Annotated in this window: 16 protein-coding genes; 5 read left to right on the forward strand and 11 right to left on the reverse strand. The window is 69.4% G+C overall.

The genetic code is table 11. The features are described from left to right. The first annotated feature begins 119 nt into the window (after nt 1-119). On the forward strand, nt 120-4,433 hold the full coding sequence (locus tag I7X39_RS05040) for a molybdopterin cofactor-binding domain-containing protein (protein ID WP_198109870.1): 4,314 nt from the start codon (nt 120-122) through the stop codon (nt 4,431-4,433). 14 nt (nt 4,434-4,447) lie between these two features. On the opposite strand, the gene I7X39_RS05045 is transcribed toward I7X39_RS05040, so the two are convergent. Then, nucleotides 4,448-5,242 (reverse strand): CPBP family intramembrane glutamic endopeptidase, encoded by a 795-nt coding sequence (locus I7X39_RS05045; protein ID WP_198109871.1) that lies wholly within the window; start codon nt 5,240-5,242, stop codon nt 4,448-4,450. A 363-nt stretch (nt 5,243-5,605) separates the two neighbouring features. After that, nucleotides 5,606-7,459 carry a glutamine--fructose-6-phosphate transaminase (isomerizing) gene (gene glmS / locus I7X39_RS05050; protein WP_198109872.1) on the reverse strand — a complete coding sequence of 618 codons (1,854 nt, stop codon included), beginning with the start codon at nt 7,457-7,459 and terminating at the stop codon, nt 5,606-5,608. A gap of 160 nt (nt 7,460-7,619) precedes the next feature. Between glmS and I7X39_RS05055 the strand changes: the two genes are divergently transcribed. Beyond that, complete coding sequence (locus tag I7X39_RS05055) at nt 7,620-8,084, forward strand: Lrp/AsnC family transcriptional regulator (protein WP_198109873.1); 465 nt, start codon at nt 7,620-7,622, stop codon at nt 8,082-8,084. Here the strand turns inward: I7X39_RS05055 and I7X39_RS05060 are convergent. From I7X39_RS05060 to I7X39_RS05090, 7 genes are all read right to left on the reverse strand, one after another. Next, the gene (locus I7X39_RS05060) at nt 8,081-9,262 is read right to left on the reverse strand and encodes a class I SAM-dependent rRNA methyltransferase (RefSeq protein WP_198109874.1); all 1,182 of its coding nucleotides are present in this window, start codon (nt 9,260-9,262) and stop codon (nt 8,081-8,083) included. The genes I7X39_RS05055 and I7X39_RS05060 overlap by 4 nt on opposite strands. Nucleotides 9,263-9,311: 49 nt before the next feature. Further along, complete coding sequence (locus tag I7X39_RS05065; RefSeq protein WP_198109875.1) at nt 9,312-9,830, reverse strand: hypothetical protein; 519 nt, start codon at nt 9,828-9,830, stop codon at nt 9,312-9,314. A 92-nt stretch (nt 9,831-9,922) separates the two neighbouring features. Next, nucleotides 9,923-10,843 carry a tyrosine recombinase XerC gene (locus tag I7X39_RS05070; RefSeq protein ID WP_198109876.1) on the reverse strand — a complete coding sequence of 307 codons (921 nt, stop codon included), beginning with the start codon at nt 10,841-10,843 and terminating at the stop codon, nt 9,923-9,925. Further along, entirely contained in the window at nt 10,827-11,531 is a 705-nt protein-coding gene (locus I7X39_RS05075) for a DUF484 family protein (protein WP_198109877.1), read from the reverse strand. Before I7X39_RS05075 ends, I7X39_RS05070 begins: the two co-directional genes overlap by 17 nt. 2 nt (nt 11,532-11,533) lie before the next feature. Beyond that, a complete protein-coding gene (gene dapF, locus I7X39_RS05080) occupies nt 11,534-12,382 on the reverse strand; it encodes a diaminopimelate epimerase (RefSeq protein ID WP_198109878.1) in 849 nt (282 codons plus the stop codon). 17 nt (nt 12,383-12,399) lie between these two features. Further along, nucleotides 12,400-13,287: a lysophospholipid acyltransferase family protein gene (locus I7X39_RS05085; protein ID WP_232351703.1), complete on the reverse strand. Its 888-nt coding sequence runs from the start codon at nt 13,285-13,287 to the stop codon at nt 12,400-12,402. Continuing rightward, nucleotides 13,284-14,141, reverse strand: coding sequence for a lysophospholipid acyltransferase family protein (locus I7X39_RS05090; protein WP_198109879.1), 858 nt, complete (start codon nt 14,139-14,141; stop codon nt 13,284-13,286). Before I7X39_RS05090 ends, I7X39_RS05085 begins: the two co-directional genes overlap by 4 nt. 158 nt (nt 14,142-14,299) lie before the next feature. On the opposite strand from I7X39_RS05090, the gene metK reads away from it, so the two are divergent. After that, entirely contained in the window at nt 14,300-15,481 is a 1,182-nt protein-coding gene (gene metK / locus I7X39_RS05095; RefSeq protein ID WP_198109880.1) for a methionine adenosyltransferase, read from the forward strand. Between the two features lie 122 nt (nt 15,482-15,603). Here the strand turns inward: metK and I7X39_RS05100 are convergent, their stop codons facing one another. Beyond that, complete coding sequence (locus I7X39_RS05100) at nt 15,604-16,536, reverse strand: MBL fold metallo-hydrolase (protein ID WP_198109881.1); 933 nt, start codon at nt 16,534-16,536, stop codon at nt 15,604-15,606. 68 nt (nt 16,537-16,604) lie between these two features. Between I7X39_RS05100 and I7X39_RS05105 the strand changes: the two genes are divergently transcribed. Further along, the gene (locus tag I7X39_RS05105; RefSeq protein ID WP_232351705.1) at nt 16,605-17,606 is read left to right on the forward strand and encodes a GGDEF domain-containing response regulator; all 1,002 of its coding nucleotides are present in this window, start codon (nt 16,605-16,607) and stop codon (nt 17,604-17,606) included. On the opposite strand, the gene I7X39_RS05110 is transcribed toward I7X39_RS05105, so the two are convergent. Further along, nucleotides 17,548-18,003: a hypothetical protein gene (locus I7X39_RS05110; RefSeq protein WP_198109883.1), complete on the reverse strand. Its 456-nt coding sequence runs from the start codon at nt 18,001-18,003 to the stop codon at nt 17,548-17,550. The two genes, I7X39_RS05105 and I7X39_RS05110, sit on opposite strands and share 59 nt — an antisense overlap. A 54-nt stretch (nt 18,004-18,057) precedes the next feature. Here I7X39_RS05110 and I7X39_RS05115 point away from each other — a divergent pair, with 54 nt between their 5' ends. Beyond that, nucleotides 18,058-19,143 carry a DNA glycosylase AlkZ-like family protein gene (locus tag I7X39_RS05115; RefSeq protein ID WP_198109884.1) on the forward strand — a complete coding sequence of 362 codons (1,086 nt, stop codon included), beginning with the start codon at nt 18,058-18,060 and terminating at the stop codon, nt 19,141-19,143. Nucleotides 19,144-19,148: the final 5 nt, after the last annotated feature.

The following is a 19,148-nucleotide window of genomic DNA, read 5'->3' on the forward strand; positions in this document are numbered from 1 at the left end:
CGCGCCCGGCCTCACCTCAAGAAGAAGGAGCCCCGCGCACGCGGCCACGCGCTCGATTAGCCTGCCGACCCACGCGCCCTGGCGGGTGCATGCCCTTGTCGACATCGGAGGTGAACCGCATGAACGCCCGACAGCCGCAGCTCCCGCTCGAAAGCACCGAACAGCGCACGCGCACCCTGGTGTTCTGGGTCAACGACCAGCGCCATGTAGTCGAGAACCCTGACCCGCGCATGCTGCTGCTGGACTACCTGCGCTCGCCGGAGGTGGGGCTGACCGGCACCAAGAAGGTCTGCGCCCAGGGCGGCTGCGGGGCCTGCACGGTCACCCTGTCGCGCTGGAACCCGCGCAGCGGTCAGGTCGAGCAGCGCGCCATCAATTCCTGCCTGCGCCCGCTGTGCGCGGTGGATGGCATGGCCATCACCACCGTCGAAGGCGTGGGCAAGGTGGCCACCGGCCTGAGCCCGGTGCAGTACACGCTGGCCCTCAACAACGGCACGCAATGCGGCTACTGCACGCCCGGATGGGTGATGAGCATGCACAGCCAGCTTGTGGCTCGGCCGGACGCCCAGCTGACGCAGGCCGAGATCGAGGCCTTGTTCGACGGCAATCTGTGCCGCTGCACGGGCTTTCGTCCCATCCTTTACGCCATGCGGCACTTTGCGGCCGGCTGGAGCGAGGCGGACGAACGCGGCTCGATGCGCTGCCAGCCCTGGCCCGGTTACGACGCCAAGACCGGCAAGGCCGTCATCCCCATCCAGCTGGCGCAGGAACCCAACCCGATCCAGAACCTGCCGCATTGCCCGCCGGTGCCGCTGGACCTGCGGCAGCGCGACAGCAGCTGGCGCCGCGTGCTGAGCCTGGCCGAGTTGGAGCAGGCGCTGCGCGCCCACCCCGGGCCGGACCCGCTGCGCCTGGTGATGGGCAATACCTCCATCGGCATCTACGGCGAACCGGCGCAGGACGTCTGCTACGGCGCCCCCTTCAGCCGCATCGACATTTCCGAGATCCCCGAGCTGCATGGCCGCACGGCCGGCAGCGAAGGCCTGGTGCTGGGTGCAGCCACCACCTACACCGAGCTGCTGGAGTTCCTGGATGCGCTGATGGGCACGGCGAGCGAGGCCCAGCGCAGTGGCCTGACCGCGCTGCGCTACATGGCGCAGCGCACGGCCGGCCGCATCGTGCGCGACGCCGCCAGCCTGGGCGGCAACACCATGCTGGTGGTGCAGCATGTGGAAGACGGCGTGCCCTTTCCTTCCGACCTGTTCACCGCCCTGTGCGGCCTGGACGCCGAGGTGGACGTGGCCTGCCCGAACTGGAGCGCACCCCGCCGCCTGGGCCTGCCGGCCTTTGCCGAGGCCTGGCGCCAGGACCCGGAGCTGCAGCGCGGTGCCATCCTGCTGCGCTACCACGTGCCCTACACCGCACCGCGCGAACTGATGCGCACCTTCAAGGTGGCGCTGCGCGAGATCAATGCGCATTCCATCGTCAACGCGGGCCTGCGGGTGCGCTTCGGCGCCGACGGGCGGGTGGAGCAGGCCCGGGTGGTCTACGGCGGCATCGGCCCCATCGCCTTCCAGCTGCACGAACTGGAGCAATGGCTGCAGGGCCAGGCCTGGAATGCCGCGCTGCTGGCCGGCGGCCTGCAGCGGGTGCGTGCGGCGGTGCGCTCGCGCCTCGAGGCCACGCGCGAGCGCATGGCCGCCCTGCCCGACGAGGGCTTCACCGACGCCTACCGCAGCCATCTGGCCGAGAGCTTCTTCTACCAATTCTTCATCTGGGTGGCTGAGCAGGTGGCCCCCGAAAGCGTGCCGCCGGCCCTGCGCTCGGCCGGGCAATGGCCGCTGGAGCGGCCGGTGTCGCGCGGCACGCAGGCCTACCAGAGCTACCCCGACGAGTACCCGGTCAATCGGCCCTACATCAAGGCCGAGGCCTTCATCCAGGTCAGCGGCGAAGCGGTCTACACCCACGACGAGCCGCTGCCCCGCCATGGCGTGGAAGCCGCACCGGTGCTGGCCATCCAGCCCCTGGCACGCTTCAGCTTCCGCAAGCCCGGCGGCGGCGCGCCGCTGGCCCCTGCCGAGCTGGCGGCCTGGCTGCGTGAACAGCACGCCGACTTCGTGGACCTCGTCAGCGCCCAGGACGTGCCGGGCCGGAACAACCAGGCCTACGGCCAGAACCCGGAAGACCCGCTGATCTGCCAGGACCAGGTGACGGCCTGCGGGCAGGTGCTGGCCCTGGTGCTGGCGCGCACGGCGCAGGCCGCCATCAACATCGCCTACCGCGTGCAGCAGGACTGCGTGGCCTATGCCCCGTTGCCGGACGCCGCCGGCGCGCCGCGCCAACCGCTGCTGAGCCTGGAGCAGGCCATTGAGGCCAAGAACTTCCTGGTGACGGACAACATCTGGGGCATCTCCCGCGACGGCAGCCAGCCGGGCTGGCAGCAGGCCGAGCGCACCGTGCTGAGCTGGCAGGGGCGCAGCGTCGCCTGCCAGGTGGTGAAGGGCGAGCAGATGTCGCGCTGCCCGCAGATGCACTTCTACCTGGAGACGCAATCGGCGCTGGCGACCCCGAACGACAACGGCAGCCTGACCGTCATCTCCTCCACCCAGAACCCCGACACCATCCTCTCGGCCGTCAGCGCGGCGCTGGGCCTGGCGTCCAACCAGGTGGACGTGCAGGTGCGGCGCGTGGGCGGTGGCTATGGCGGCAAGGGCCCGCGCTCGCCCTGGGCCGCGGCCAATGCGGCGGTGGCGGCGCACAAGCTCGGCCGGCCGGTGAAGCTGGCCATGACACGCGAGGCCGACTCCGCCCTGTTCGGCCACGAGAGCCCGCTGTTCGGCCGCTACGCCTTCGCCATCGGCACCGGCGAGGACAAGCCCGAGCACCGCGGCCTGCTGATGGGGCTGGACATCCACTACTTCATGGACGCCGGCAACACCGCCGACTGCACGCCGGTGGTGATGGACTGCGTGCTGCTGCGCGCCGACAACGGCTACTACGTGCCGCACTACGAAACCAAGGGCGAGGTCTGCCTGACCAACCTCATCAGCAACAGCTCCTTCCGCAGCCTGGACGCGATCTCCGGCATCGTCGTGCTGGAAGACGGCCTGGAGGCGGCCGCACATGCCATCGGCATGCTGCCCGAGGAGGTGCGCGAAAAGAACCTCTACCGCCTGGGCGACTTCACCCCCTATGGCCAGGTGCTGGAGTACTGCTACCTGCAGGACGTGTGGCAGTACGCCAAGCAGAAGGTGGACTTTGCGCGCCGCCTGGAGCAGGTGCGCACGTTCAACCGCAACAACCGCTGGCGCAAGCGCGGCATTTCCATGCTGCCCATCAAGTACGGTATGGGCTTCAACGCCACCTTCCTGGAGCGCGGCGATGCGCTGGTGGACATCTTTGACGGCGACGGCACCGTGGTGGTGCGCCATGGCGGCTGCGAGATCGGCCAGGGCCTGAACACCCAGGTGATGCAGTTGGTGGCCGAGGCGCTCAACATCCCCGTCTACCTGATCCGCGTGGGCACCCTGTCCACCCAGGTCATTCCCAACCCCATCTCCACCGGCGCGAGCACCGGCAGCGCCTTCAACGGCGGCGCGGCCCAGAAGGCCGCCCAGCGCCTGCGCAAGCGCCTCGAAGCCTTCTGCGTGGAGCAGCTCAACAGCCGCGGCCGCGACTACTGCCGCCAGCAGCACCTCGACTTCTGGAGCTACGACGAGGGCTGGAACACGCCCTACGATGCCGGCAATGGCCAGCAACGGCTGCTGTGGCAGGCCATCGTGGCGGCCGCCAATATGGCGCGCGTCAACCTCTCCGCCCAGGCCCAGCACAACGAGAGCGGCGGCGAGCGTGCGGACACGAACCTGCAGTTCCACCCGGGCACGCAGGAAACCGCGCAGAACTTCGTCGGTTTCACCTACAGCGTGGGCTGCAGCGAGGTCGAGGTGGACATCCTGACCGGCGAGACCACCATCCTGCGCTCCGACCTCATCTACGACATGGGCAAGAGCCTCAACCCGGCCACCGATGTCGGTCAGCTGGAGGGCGCCTTCGTGCAAGGCATTGGCCGGGTGCTGATGGAGAACGTGGTCTGGCAACCCGACGGCCCGCAGCGCGGCATGAACAACACGCCCAATACCTGGGGCTACAAGATCCCGGCCAGCACCACCATTCCGCGCGAGTTCCACGTCGACCTGTACCCACGCGAACGCTCGGCCGAGGTGCCCGAGAACCCGAACCTGCTGATGTCGGCGAAAGAGGTGGGCGAGCCGCCGCTGTGCCTGGCCGCCACCGTGTACTTCGCGCTCAAGCACGCCATCCTCGATTCACGCAGCGAGCGCGGCCTGCCCGGCTGGTTCCGGCTGGACATGCCCTGCACCGTGCAAACGGTGCGCGAGGCCTGTGCGGTGGAGATCGAGGCGATGGGGCTGTAGGGCGGGTTCAGAGCTCAGGGTCTGAGAGGTCGTGGGGCCAGCACCCGCCGCAGCCCCCAGGCGCCCAGGAGGCCGATGCCCACCGCGGCCAGCCCCAGCGAACCCAGCTCGCCCCAGGGACTCGCCTGCGCATCCGCACGCGCGGCCAGCAGGGTCAACCAGCTGTTGTAGGCCGCATGCAGGCCGATGCAGGGGATCAGCGAGCGCGTGCGCTCATACAGCCACCCCAGCAGCAGGCCCAGCAGGGAGCCGATGACGAACTGGTAGACATTCAGGTGCATCAGCCCGAACAGCAGGGCCGACGCCGCAATGGCCTGGCCACGCGGGTAGCGCGTCAGCATCCCGCGCAGCACCACGCCGCGGAACAGCATTTCCTCCAGCACGGGCGCCAGCAGGCAGACCGCCACCAGACTGGTCAGCGAGCCATCCATCATCAACTCGAAGCCCGCCTGCTCCGCAGCCGAGACCGGCAGCAGCTCCATCAGGAACTCGCCGAGCTGGCCCAACAGCAGCGCCAGCAGCGGCGTGATCATCAGCAGCTGCGGCAGGGTCAGCAGGCCGATCACCCAGGGCGAGGCCTTGCTGGCGTGGAAGAGCTGGCGGTAGCCGAGCCGGGCCAGCGGCATCAGGCCCAGGAACAGCAGGCCGTTGCCCAGCACCATGGCCAGCGGCCAGAGCGCAGGCTCCGGCAGACCCAGCGGGGTGTGCAGCTCCTGCAACAGGGCGTACGCCAGCACCTGAAGCAGGATCAGCGCCAACGCCAGCAGCAGGGCTTGGGGAATGGAAGGGAAGGCTGGTGCTTGCTGCATGGAGTGCGGTGACAGGCGGTGGGGGCCAAGTTGGGGGCGATTGGGGGCCTTCGCTGACGGTGCCGGCTCCTTCGCATCGGGTGTGGCCGACCGCGCGCTGCGCCTCGGTTTGTGCCGTGTGGCCACACGCTGCGCGAGCGGCCACACGTCCAAGCTCGGATGATCGGCTGCGCCGATCAGGCCGCTGCGCGGCCCAACTTGGCGCAGCCGGTCGCCGTCTCATCGACGGTGACCGACTTCGCCAAGTTGCGGGGCTTGTGCCGTGAACCGGCTCGCTGCGCGACCCGGTTCACGTCCAAACCGAGTCGCAGCGCTTGCGCTGCGCGGCGGCTGCGCCGCCGAACCTGGCGAACTCCGTGCCCGTCATTCGACGGTCACGGATTTCGCCAAGTTTCTCGGCTTGTCCACATCCGTGCCTCTGGCGCAGGCGGTGTGATACGCCAGCAGCTGCAGCGGCACCACATGCAGGATGGGCGAGAGCGCGCCGTAGTGCTCGGGCATGCGGATCACGTGCAGGCCCTCGCCGCTCTCGATGTGCGAGTCGGCATCGGCGAACACGAACAGCTCGCCGCCGCGCGCGCGCACTTCCTGCAGATTGCTCTTGAGCTTTTCCAGCAGGGCGTCGTTCGGCGCCACGGTCACCACCGGCATCTCGGCCGTCACCAGGGCCAGCGGGCCGTGCTTCAGTTCGCCGGCCGGGTAGGCCTCGGCATGGATGTAGCTGATTTCCTTGAGCTTGAGCGCGCCTTCCAGCGCGATCGGGTAGTGCAGGCCGCGGCCCAGGAAGAGCGCGTTCTCCTTGCGGGCGAAGGCCTCGCTCCAGGCCACCACCTGCGGTTCGAGCGCCAGCACGGCCTGCACGGCCACGGGCAGGTGGCGCAGGGCCTTCAGGTGATCGGCCTCCTGCGCCTCGCTCAGGTGGCCACGCACCTTGGCCAGCGTCAGCGTCAGCAGGAACAGGCCGACCAGCTGGGTGGTGAAGGCCTTGGTGGAGGCCACGCCGATCTCGGCGCCGGCGCGGGTGATGTAGTTCAGCGCGCACTCGCGCACCATCGCGCTGGTGCCCACATTGCAGATCGTCAGCGTGTGCTGCATGCCCAGGGAGCGGGCGTGCTTAAGCGCGGCCAGGGTGTCGGCAGTCTCACCGCTCTGGCTGATGGTGACGACGAGCTGGCGCGGGTTGGGCACCGAGTCGCGGTAGCGGTATTCGCTGGCGATCTCGACGCTGGTGGGGATCTTGGCGATCGACTCCAGCCAGTACTTGGCGGTGCTGCCGCTGTAGTAGCTGGTGCCGCAGGCGAGGATCAGCACCGAGTCGATGTCCTTGAAGCGCGCCGCGGCGCCGGCACCGAAGAGCTCGGGGCCGATGGTCTCGACGGCGTCCAGCGTGTCGGCAATCGCCTTGGGCTGCTCGAAGATTTCCTTCTGCATGTAGTGGCGGTAGGGGCCGAGCTCGGCCGCGCCGCTGTGCGCGTGCACGGTCTTGACCTCGCGCTCGACCGCCGTGAAGCGGCCAGCCTGGGCATGGCTGATCCAGTGCTTGCCCAGTTGCAGGTCCACCACATCGCCCTCTTCGAGGTAGACGATCTGGTCCGTCACGCCGGCCAGGGCCATGGCGTCGGAGGCCAGGAAGCGTTCGCCCTCCCCCACGCCCAGCACCAGGGGCGAGCCCTCACGGGCGCCGACGACGCGCTGCGGCTCGTCGCGGTGGAACACGGCGATGGCGTAGGCGCCCTTGAGGCGCTGCACGGCCTGCTGCACGGCTTCCAGCAGGTCGCCGTTGTAGAGCTGGTCGACGAGGTGGCAGATCACCTCGGTGTCGGTCTGGCTGTGGAACACATAGCCACGCGCCTGCAGTTCGGCGCGCAGCTCGTCGTGGTTCTCGATGATGCCGTTGTGCACCAGGGCCACGCGGCCCGCCGCACCTTCAGCGGCGTTCGGCCCGGGGCTGAAGTGCGGGTGGGCATTGCGCACGGCCGGCACGCCATGGGTGGCCCAGCGGGTGTGGGCGATGCCGGTGCCGGAGGCAATGCCGTCCTCGGCCGCCTGGGTCTGCAGCTCGGCCACGCGACTGGTGGAGCGGGCGCGGCGCAGCGCGCCGTCCTGATGCACGGCCACGCCGCAGCTGTCATAGCCGCGGTATTCCAGGCGCTTGAGGCCTTCGATGAGGATCGGGGTGATGTTTCTGCTGCTTACCGCGCCAACGATGCCGCACATGGTGTTGTCCGCCCAGGTTTGAAAAGGTGGCGGATGCTAGGCAGTCGGCGACGGCATGTGCTTTCAAAATTTGCATTCATTTGAAATACTCATGCACCTTCTTCTTGGTTCGCACTCTTATTTCAAATGACAGAAGTATTTGATTTATTTATCCACCCAAATGGATGCCATTGACCTGCGCCTGCTCGACCTGCTGCAGCGCGATGCCAGCCTGACCAACCAGACCCTGGCCGAGCGCGCCGGGGTCTCGCCCGCCACCGCGCTGCGCCGCGTCAAGGCCTTGCAGGAGCGCGGCGTCATCGAAGCCCAGGTGGCACTGCTGAACCCGGCCGCCTTCGTGCCCCTGCTCACGGCCCTGGTGGAGATCACGTTGGACCGCCAGGGCGCCGAGCACCTCGAAGCCTTCGAGCGCCGCACGATCGCCTTCGACGCCGTGCAGCAGTGCTACCGCACCTCGCCGGGGCCGGACTTTCTGCTCGTCATCCAGGTGCGCGACATGGACGCCTACGCCGCCCTGGCCCAAGAGCTCTTCACGCAGGACGCCAATGTGCGGAATGTGAAGGCCTTCTTCGCGGTCAAGCGGGCCAAGTTTCGGCCCAGCCTGCCGCTGCCGCCAGCCGCTTAACGCCGCATCACCAGCAAGCCCTTCAGGTACTCGCCTTCCGGGAACACCAGGGTCTGCGGATGGTCGGGCGCGGCGCCCACGCGGTCGACGATGTAGGCGTCGATGCCCGCATCCATGCCCGCGCCGGCAATGATCTTGTGGAACAGCTCCGGCCCCACGCCGCCCGAGCAGCTGTAGGTGCAGAGCAAGCCGCCCGGCGCCAGCAGGCGCAGGCCCAGGCGGTTGATGTCCTTGTAGGCGCGGCTGGCGCGTTCGGCATGCGCGGCCGAGGGCGCGAACTTGGGCGGGTCGAGCACGATGGCGTCGAACTGCCGGCCTTCCTTGATGAAGCCGCGCAGGGTGGCGTTCACATCGGCATCCAACGCCAGGTGGTGGGCGGGGTTGAAGCCGTTGAGCGTGACGTGCTCGGTGGCGCGCGCCAGCGCGGGGCCGGAGGAATCGACGCTGGTCACGTCCGTGGCCCCACCGGCCAGCGCCGCCACCGAAAAGCCGCCGGTGTAGGAGTAGCAGTTCAGCACCCGCTGCGCACCCAGCTGGCGCACCCAGCGGGCGAACTCGCGGCGGTTGTCGCGCTGGTCCAGGTAGTAGCCGGTCTTGTGGCCCTCGGCCACGTCGAGCTTGAGCTTCCAGCTCGATTCATGCAGCTCCACCTCGGTGGCACCCTCACCGCGAACCCAGCCCTTGACCGGCGTCAGGCCCTCCAGCTGGCGCACGCCCGAATCGCTGCGCTCGAAGAGGCGCGTCAGGCCGGTGGCGGCGAGCAGGGCGTCGGCGATCACGCCCTTCCACTGCTCGGTGCCGGCGGCCAGGAACTGCGCCACCAGGGTGTCGGCATAGCGGTCGACGATCAGGCCGGGCAGGCCATCGGCCTCGCCGTGGATCAGGCGCTGGCCATTGCTGTCGATCGCCAGCCGGGCGCGGTAGGCCAATGCGGCGGCGATGCGGCGCTCGAAGAAGGCGGCGTCGATGCGCTCGGCCTCATCGAAGCTCCAGGCGCGCAGCTTGATGGAGGAGCTGGGGCTGTAGGCGGCCCAGCAGAGGAAATCGCCGCCAGCGGATTCGACCCGCACGGTCTCGCCGAAATCGGCCTTGCCCTTGGCGATCGAGCCCTCGAAGACCCAGGGGTGGCGGCGCAGCAGCGAGCGCTCTTTGCCCTCGCGGAGTTTGATGACTTTCATGCCGCCATTGTCCCGCCCGGGCTACAAGCCCGGATCCGCCCTGAGCCGCTCAGGGCAGGCGCGGCAGCTTCAGCAGTTTGGCGTCCCATTCGGCCTTCGCGCTCTGGCGCTGCGCCAGGTCCTTGTAGAAGGTGCCGGAAAGCCGCAGGCCGATCAGGTAGCCGCCACGGTCGTAGGACACATCGGGGAAGGTGGGCACATCGGGTGCGTGCTGCACGATGACGGCGCGATCGGGGTCGCCGGCCACGGGCTGGAAGCGCGTCTTGCCCGGGTTCATCATCTTGCGCATCATGTCCGGCGGACCACCGGCGGACGTGATGTGCAGGAACAGCGAGACCTCGGTGCCCGCCTTCATCGAGCCATTGCTGGCCTTGTAGGTGCAGCCCGTACCCATGCCGCCCGCGTCCTCGGGCTTGCCCTCGGCAAAGCTCACCCCCAGCACACGGCTCAGGTCCGCCGGCTTCAGGGCGCAGGCGGGCGGCGCGGCCTGCGCCTGCAGGGCACAGGCCGCCAGGGCGGCCGCAAACACCAGCGGGCGGCCGCCAGGGGCCTTCGATCCGATCCTCATGTTCAAGCTCCAGGCAATGCGCTGGGGCGCCGCGCCTTGAACACCAAGGCCGCCCCGGGCGGGTTGAAAGCGCGCCATTTTGGGGGGGCGGATCAGGGCTTCGGCTTGGGTTTGGCGCGCGGGTGTGCGGCGTCGTAAGTTTTGGCCAGGTGCTGCCAGTCCAGGCGCGTGTAGACCTGGGTGGTGCGGATGTTGGCGTGGCCCAGCAGCTCCTGCACGGCGCGCAGGTCGCCGCTGGACTGCAGCAGGTGCGAGGCATAGCTGTGGCGCAGCATGTGCGGGTGCACATGGGTGGGCAGCCCGGCCTGCTGCGCGGCCTGGGCCAGGCGCAGGCGCGCATGGCTGGCGCTCAGGCGGCGGCCGCGCTCGCCCACCAGCAGCGCGGGCTCATCCGCCTTGGCCAGCTGCGCGCGCACGGCCAGCCAAGCCTGCACGGCAGCCATCGCAGCCTGCCCGAGCGGCACGCTGCGCACCTTGCCGCCCTTGCCCAGGACCAGGGCCTCGGCGGATTGCAGGTCCAGGTAACCGGCACCGCCGGGCGCCACATCCAGGCCCAGCACCTCGCTGATGCGCAGGCCGGCGCCGTAGAGCAGTTCGATCAGGCAGTGGTCGCGCAGCGCGAGCGGCTCGTCACCGGCCTGGTGCGAGGCCAGGGCCACGGCATCGTCCACACCCAGGGCCTTGGGCAGCGGGCGGCCGGCCTTGGGCGCGCGCAGGCCCACCAGCGGGTCGTGGTCCAGCAGGCGCTGGGCGGCCAGCCAGCGGTAGTAGCCGCGCCAGGCCGAAAGCGTGAGCGCCAGGCTGCGCGGCGCCAGGCCGCCGGCATGCAGGCGCGCTAGCAATTCGCGCGCTGCGGCGGGGCGCAGGCTCAGGGGCGCGGTGCCCAGGGCCTCGCAGCCGGCTTGCAGGCGCTGCAGCGCCGCCTCGTAGAGCAACAGCGAGCGCTCGGCCAGGCGCCGCTCCACCCGCAGATGCTGCAGATAGGGCTGGCTGTGTTCAGGCAGCAGGCTCATCCGCCGGCAGCAAGCGCGCCAGTGCGGCGCTGCTGACCTCGCCCACGCTGACCAGGAACTCCACGCCCATGTCGGCCTGGTAGCGCGTGGCATCGGGCGAGCCCAGCAGCAGCAGGCCGAAGGCCTGTTCCTGGCCCGGGCGGCGCAGCGGAATGAGCGCCAGCGAGGCCACGGGGCCGGCCTCGGCCGCCACCCATTGCGCGGCCTCGAAGCCGTTGTTCATGCCGCAATAGGGTTCGCTCAGGCTGCCGGCAAAGCGCTGCAGGTCTTCGCTGACGGGCGCGGCCCAGGGCACATCGGCAAAGGCCGGTGCGGCTTGGAAAAGCCGCAGCGCGGTCTGCGGGATCAGGAAGCGCTCTTGCAGTTCGCGCAGCAGCAACTCGGGCAGCGCGGCGGGGTCGTGCTCGCGCATCAGCGCGAGGGTCCAGCGCTGCAGCTTCTCGAAGTGGCCGAGGTTCTCGGTGCCGGCGCGGATCATGTCGATGATCTTGCGCTCCAGGCCCTTGATGCGCTCGCGCAGCATCTCGGCCTGGCGCTCCTGCAGGCTCACCGTGCGGTGGCCAAGCGGGTGGCTGAGCTGCACATGCAGCAGCAGCTCGGCGTGGCGCTCGAAGAAGGCCGGATTGGCGGCCAGGTAGTTGGCGATGTCGGCCTCGGTGATGCCTTCGATGCGCGGGTCGTGGTTCATGCTCACAGTTCGATCGATCCTTCAAACACGGTGCTCGCCGGCCCGGTCATGAAGACCGAGCCCTGGCCGTCCCATTCAATGCGCAGCTGGCCGCCACGCGCCTGCACTTCCACCGCCGCATCCAGCAACCCGGCGCGGATGCCGGCCACCACCGCCGCGCAGGTGCCGGTGCCACAGGCCAGGGTCTCGCCGGCGCCGCGCTCGTAGACGCGGATGCGCGCTCGGTCGCGTGCCTGGATCTGCAAGAAGCCCACGTTCACCCCTTGGGAGAAGCGAGACAGCGCCTGCACCTGCGGGCCGAGCAGGGCCACGGGCGCGGCGTCCACATCGTCCACCAGCAGCACCGCGTGGGGGTTGCCCATCGACACCAGCGCCGCCTGCACGGCCACGCCATCGGCCAGGGTCAGCGGCCAGAAACCGCGCGCATCGGGCGCCAGGCCCTGAGGGTCGAAGGGCAGGCTGGCCGGGTCCAGACGCGGCGGGCCCATGTCCACGCGCACGCGACCGTCCTCGGCCAGCACCAACTCCAGGAGGGCATTGACGGTACGCACGCGCACCCGCGGCTGCGTCGTCAACCCTTTGTCGATCACATAGCGCAGGAAGCAGCGCGAGCCGTTGCCACACTGCTCCACCTCGCTGCCGTCGGCGCCGTTGAAGATGCGGTAGCGGAAGTCCGCCGCGTCGCCCGACAAGGCCGGCTCGACCACCAGGATTTGATCGCAGCCCACGCCGAAGCGGCGGTCGCCCAGCGCGCGCAGCTGCTGCGGGCTCAGATCGAAGGGGCGGCGCGTGGCGTCGATGACGACGAAGTCATTGCCCGCGCCGTGCATCTTGGTGAAGTCGAGTCGCATGGGGTCGATTGTCGGCTTCAGTAGAAGGAGGCCTCGCCCGCCGGCCGGGTCTTGAAGCGCTTGTGCACCCACAGGTACTGCGCCGGCTGCTCGCGGATGCGTGCCTCCAGCCAGGCGTTGAAGGTGTGGGCGTCGGCCAGGGCATCGCCGCTGGGGTAGTTCGGCAGCGGCGGCGGTGCGTGCACGCGGTAGCCCTGGCCCCCCGGGAGCATCGTCGTCACCAGCGGCAGCACCACCATGTCCAGGCTGGCGGCCATCTTGGCCGGGGCCAGCAGGGTGGCGGCGGGCACGCCGAAGAAGGGCACGAACTCCGAGTCCTTGGGCCCGAAGTCCATGTCCGGCGCGTTGACGAAGCCATAGCCCTGGCGGATGTACTTGATGACCGGGCGGATGCCGTCATGGCGATCCACAAAGGCATTGCGGCCGAAGCGGCCGCGGCCCTTCATCAGCTGGGCGTCGAACACGGCATTGCTCTGGCGCTGGTAGACATCCACGCCGGGCCGGCTCTGGCCCAGCATCAAGGCCGGCGCGGCCCATTCGAGGCCGGCGAAGTGCGGCAGCAGCCACATCACCGGCTTGTCGCTGCGTTCGGCTTGCAGGATGTCACCCTCGATATGCAGGTACTTGAGCAGGCGCTCGCGCGGCGCGAACCACAGCAGGCCGCGCTCCAGGATCGAGCGGCCCATCCAGCCGAAATGCTCGCGCGCCAGCTGTTCGCGTTCGGTCGCGCTTTTCTCGGGGAAGCAGAGTTCCAGGTTGCGCAGCGCGATGCGCCGGCGCGAGCGCGCCAGCTTCCACAGCAGCGCCCCCAGGCCTTGGCCCAGTGCGGCCAGCACCGGCAGGGGCAGCCAGTGCAGCAGCCAAAGCAAGCCGATCGCGAACCGGGCACCCAGACGACCCATCATGGCGCGCCTCCCAGGTCGAGCGGACGCGGGTTCTTGTAGCGGTTGTAGCCCCACAGGTACTGCTGCGGGGCCTCCAGGATCAGGGCTTCCATCGCACGGTTCACATGGGCCGTCAGGCCCTCCAGGTCGGTGTCAGGTGAGGGCGGCGGGAAGTCGCGCACATGCACGACGAAGCCGCGCCCCCCGCTCAGGCGCTCGCACCAGAGCAGCACCACGGCGGCACCGGTCTGCTGCATCAGCCGGGCGGCCAGGGTCATGGTGTAGGCCGGACGGCCGAAGAACGGCACCCACACGCCCAGCCCTTCCGGCGGCACTTGATCGGGCAGCAGGCCCACGGTTTCGCCCTGGCGCAGGGCCCGCAGCATCTGGCGCACGCCAGCCAGCGTGGCCGGGGCGGCCTTCAGGCCGGGGCGGTCGCGTCCTGCGGCCACCAGATCGCGCAACCAGGGTTTGCGGGCCGGGCGGTACAGCGCCGTCATGGGTGCCCCGGCGCCAAAGCGCTCAGCATAAGCCTGGGCCGCCACCTCAAAGCAGCCCAGGTGCGGCGTCATCATCAGCAAGCCGCGGCGCTGCTCCAGCAGGGCTTGCAGGCGCTCGGCGCCCTCCCAGCGCACCCAGTCCCCCAGCAAGCGCTGCTGCGGGCGCAGCCACAGCCAGGGGATCTCGAACAGCATGCGCCCGGCCGCAGCCACCGCGCCACGGGCTTGCGCTGCGCTGGCCCCGGCAGCACGCGCCTGCGCCCAAAGCCGGCGCCGGTAGGCACTGGACAGGGCGAACGCCAGCCACCCCGCGCAAGCGCCGAAAGCGTGCAACAGCCACAAAGGCCAGCGGGACATCCAGCGAATCAGGAACATGAACGGGTGCAGAATCTCGGGGTCGCCGAGTTAACAGGACAACTTGCGGGGCGGCAGTTCCGGGCAACCGGAGCGAAAAAATGCCGCTAAAGCGTTCGCCGCGACTCCCTCGAAGAATCCGGCAACGCCCGTTGCAACATCTCGAAGGAGTTTAAGAAGTGGCTCAAAGCGATTTCCTCTTCACCTCGGAATCGGTTTCCGAGGGGCATCCGGACAAGGTCGCCGACCAGATCTCGGACGCCATTCTCGACGCGATCTTCAAACAAGATCCGCTCAGCCGCGTGGCCGCCGAAACCCTGTGCAACACCGGCTTGGTGGTGCTGGCCGGTGAAATCACCACGAACGCCCATGTGGATTACATCCAGGTGGCGCGCGACACGATCAAGCGCATCGGTTACGACAACACCGAGTACGGCATCGACTACAAGGGCTGCGCGGTGCTGGTGGCCTACGACAAGCAGAGCAACGACATCGCCCAGGGCGTGAACCACGCCAGCGATGACTACCTGAACACCGGCGCCGGCGACCAGGGCCTGATGTTCGGCTACGCCTGCGACGAGACGCCCGAGCTGATGCCCGCACCGATCTACTACGCGCACCGCCTGGTGGAGCGTCAGGCCCAGCTGCGCAAGGACGGCCGCCTGCCCTTCCTGCGCCCGGACGCCAAGAGCCAGGTGACGATGCGCTATGTGGACGGCAAGCCGCACAGCATCGACACCGTGGTGCTCAGCACCCAGCACGACCCGGAGATGAGCCTGGGCGACAAGATGAAGCCCGAGTTCTACGAGGCCGTCATCGAGGAAATCATCAAGCCCGTGCTGCCCAAGGAATGGCTGCAGGACACCAAGTACCTGATCAACCCGACCGGCCGCTTCGTCATCGGCGGCCCGCAGGGGGATTGCGGACTCACGGGGCGCAAGATCATCGTCGACACCTATGGCGGCGCCTGCCCACACGGCGGTGGCGCCTTCTCGGGCAAGGATCCGACCAAGGTGGACCGCTCGGCCGCTTACGCCGCGCGCTATGTGGCGAAGAACATCGTCGCCGCCGGCCTGGCGCGCCAGTGCCAGATCCAGGTGGCTTACGCCATCGGCGTGGCGCACCCGATGAACATCACGGTCTACACCGAGGGCACGGGCAAGATCCCGGACGACAAGATCGCCGAACTGGTGAAGGCGCATTTCGACCTGCGCCCGCGCGGCATCATCGAAATGCTGGACCTGCGCCGCCCGATCTACGAGAAGACCGCCGCCTACGGGCACTTCGGCCGCGAGGAGCCCGAGTTCACGTGGGAGAAGACCGACAAAGCGGCGGCGCTGCGCGCCGCAGCCGGGCTGTAAGACCCGGCGCCGGACGCGAAGCGGCCGAGCTGCTTCGGACAGCGAGCCGGCTGCGTAGCAGACGGCTTGCTGGCACCAGGCAGCGAAGTACTCCCAGGGCGCCTACAGGCGCCCTGTCTCATTCAAGCTGTATCCAGCACCTCGTCGCCCACGCGCCGGGCCAGGCCGCGGCCCAGCAACTCGCCCAGCACCTGCTCGCACCAACTGGCCGGGCTTGCCACGCCAGCTGGGGCAAAGCGTTCCCACATGCGGCGCAGCAGCGGCACCCCAGCGGCCCAGATCAGTGTGGCCGCCACCGGTTCGCGCCCTACCTCCATCAGGTGGTACTTGACCAGCACGCGCAGCGCATGGCGGGCATGCATGAAGGGGTCGCGCTGCCAGCGGATCAGGCATTCACGCGCATGGCGCAGCGAGGTGGCCACATCCGTGAAGGCCCGGCCATGGCCCGGCACCACGCAGCGCACCGGCAGGTGCTCGATGGTCTCTAGTGTCCACAGCGCCTCCTCGAAGCCGGACTCGCCGACCAGCTCGGGAAACACCACCGCATGGCCACGCTCCCAGAGGGCGTCGCCGCTGATCAGCAGACCGCGCTCGCGCTCGAACAGCATCAGCGCGTGCGGGTCGTGCCCCGGCGCGGCCAGCAGTTCCCACGCCAGGCCGCCGGCCTCGACGATCTCGCCCGCCGCGACGCTGCGCTGCACCTTGAAGCGCGGCAGGTATTGGCCGCTCAGCGCGTGGCTGAGCGCCGCCTCTTCCCAGTGGCGCGCCAAGGCGGCCTCGCCCTCCGGCACCCAGACCTCGGCGCCGAAGGCACGCTGCAGGCGCGCGTTGCCGCCGCAGTGGTCGGAATGCAGATGGGTATTGAGCACCGCGCGCAGGCCCTGGCCCTGCAGTTCTGCGCGCAACAAAGAGACGGTCTGCTCGGAGTGCAAACCATGTCCACTATCAATCAGCAAGGCCCCACTCTCACCTGCTGCGGCGGGGATCAGGACCTGGTTGGATGACAGCCAACCCCTCTCGAAAACCCTGATCCCTTCCAGCGAAGGAAATTCCATCCACCCATTGTGAGGGTGGACCGCGGGAACCGCTGCTCTATTCTGTGCCGCCCCGCAGAATGATCGCGATGTTGAGCATCCAGGAATCCCTGACCGTGCTGGTGGTTGACGACCAGGCCGTGCCACGCCTGCTGGCACGCGCGGCGCTGGAGTCGCTCGGTCACCGCGTGCTGGAAAGCGCCGACCCCGAGGGCGCCGTGCGCCTGTTCATGCAGTCGCGCCCGGACCTGATCCTGCTCGACGTGGAAATGCCCGGCCACGACGGCTACTGGGTGGCGCGCCAGATCCGCGCCGCCGAGCAGGGCGGCTGGACGCCCATCCTGTTCCTCTCAGGCCGCAATGGCGACGAAGAAGTCTGGCGCGGCATCGAGGCCGGCGGCGACGACTTTCTCAGCAAGCCCATCACCACCACCCTGCTCAGCGCCAAGCTGCGCGCCATGCAGCGCCTGCTGGTGATGCGCGCCAAGCTGCTGGAGCGCTCGGAAGAACTGCGCGCCGCCAACGCCCAGCTGCGCGAACTCAGCACCCACGACGCCCTGACCGGCCTGTGCAACCGCCGCGCCATCGACGAGCGCCTACACCAGGAAATCGCCGCCTGCCGGCGCGAGGGCCAGCCGCTCAGCCTGGCCCTGCTGGACATCGACCACTTCAAGCGCTTCAACGACAGCGCCGGCCACGTGGCCGGCGATGCCTGCCTGAAGCAGGTCTCGCAGTTGCTGACCGACGCCTGCCTGCGCCCGCGCGACCTGGCCGGCCGCTACGGCGGCGAGGAGTTCGCGCTGATCCTGCCGCTCACGCCGCGCTCCGGCGCCATGACCTACGCGCGCGCCCTGCTGCGCACGCTGGCGCGCGCCGCCATCCCGCACCCCGACTCCCCGGTGGCGCCCAATGTCACGCTGTCCGGCGGGCTGACCACCTGCGTGCCCGACGAAGCCACCACCGCCGAAGGCCTGTTGCTGCGCGCCGATGACGCGCTGTACCAAGCCAAGGCCAAGGGCCGCAACCGCTTCTTCAGCTACGAGATGCAGCTGGACACCGAGGAACAGCTGCATCAGAACAGCCGCCTTTGAGCGCCGGCTGGCGCAGCGGCCAGGCCTGCGCCACGCCGAACAAGGCCTCGAAGAAGGCAAAACCCAGCAGCAGCGGGCTCAGGCCCTGGGCCACCGCCCACAGCTCCCAACTCAGGAAGGCCACGCGCGTCAGCAGGTCCAGCCGCCCCAGCAGCACCGAGGGCCGCCAGACCCGCAGCCCCGCCCACACCAGCACCAGGCTGCCCAGCAGCGAGCCCAACAGCAGGTGCAGGGCATCGGGCGCGGGCAGCTGACCGGGCAGGCCCAGCTGCTGGTGCAGCTCGCCCAGCTGTGCCAGCAGCAGGCTCAGCGTCCAGGGCGTGGCCAGCGGCCAGGTCACGATCAGGTCGTACAGCGCACTGGCACGCACCCAGCGCAGGTAATGAACTTCGGTCAAGACGGATCCTCGAAACCACAATGGCCGCCCAGTCTCAGCTTCAAGCCAAGTTGAATGTCAAGCCCGACCCTGTCCGATCTGCGCCGCCATGCCGTGGCGCGCAGCCTGTTCGCACCCACCACGCTGATGGAAGCCGTGCGACGCCTGGGCGGCTTCGTGCAGGCCGACCCACTGCGCGCCCCGGCGCGTGCGCAGGACCTGACGCTGCGCCACCGCGTCAAGGCCTACCGGGCCGGAGACCTGGAGCGCCGCTACCCGCGGCTGCCGCTGCAAGAAGACTTCTTCATCAACTACGGCTTCCTGACCCCCGAGCTGCGCGCGCACATGCATCCGCGCTCGGCCCGGCGCGTGTGGGACAAGGCGCGCTGGAAGCTGGCCGACTCCGTGCTCGCCGAAGTGGCGCGCCTGGGCGAGGCCCACCCCGCCGACGTGGACGCCGCGCTGAACCATGGCAGCGTGAAGAACTGGTTCGGCGGCAACAGCCGGCTCAGCACCGAGCTGCTCGACGGCCTGCACTACCGCAGCCGGCTGGATGTGGTGCGGCGCGACAACGGCACGCGCTGCTATGCGCTGGCCGCCCCCTGGCCCGAAGCGCCCGACCCGCAGGCCGCCATGGATGCCATGGCCGACGCGCTGGTGCAGAAGTACGCCCCGCTGCCGGCCGGCAGCCTCTCCACGCTGATCAGCATGCTGGTGTCGGCCGCCCCGCAGTGGCAGGCGCTGCGCGCCAGCACGCTGGCACGCGCCAAGGCGCGCCTTGCGCAGGCCAAGGTCGAGGGCACGGACTGGTACTGGCCGGCCGACGAAGACCCGGCACGCGGCTGGCGCATCCCGGCCAAGGTGCGCCTGCTCGCGCCCTTCGACCCGGTCGTCTGGGACCGCCGCCGCTTCGAGCGCCTGTGGGGCTGGGCCTACCGCTTCGAGGCCTACACCCCGGCGGCGAAGCGGGTGCGCGGCCACTACGCCCTGCCCCTGCTGTGGCGCGACGCGGTGATCGGCTGGGCCAATCTGAAGGTCGTGAAGGGGCGGCTGCAGCACGAGCTGGGCTTCGTGGCGCAGCGCCCGCAGGAGCCGGCCTTCGGGTCTGCGCTCGAAGCCGAACTGGCGGCGATGCGCGAATTCCTCGACCTCCCCCAGTGAGCCGC

Origin of the sequence: Inhella proteolytica (assembly GCF_016093275.1) — a bacterium.
Taxonomy (GTDB): domain Bacteria; phylum Pseudomonadota; class Gammaproteobacteria; order Burkholderiales; family Burkholderiaceae_C; genus Inhella; species Inhella proteolytica.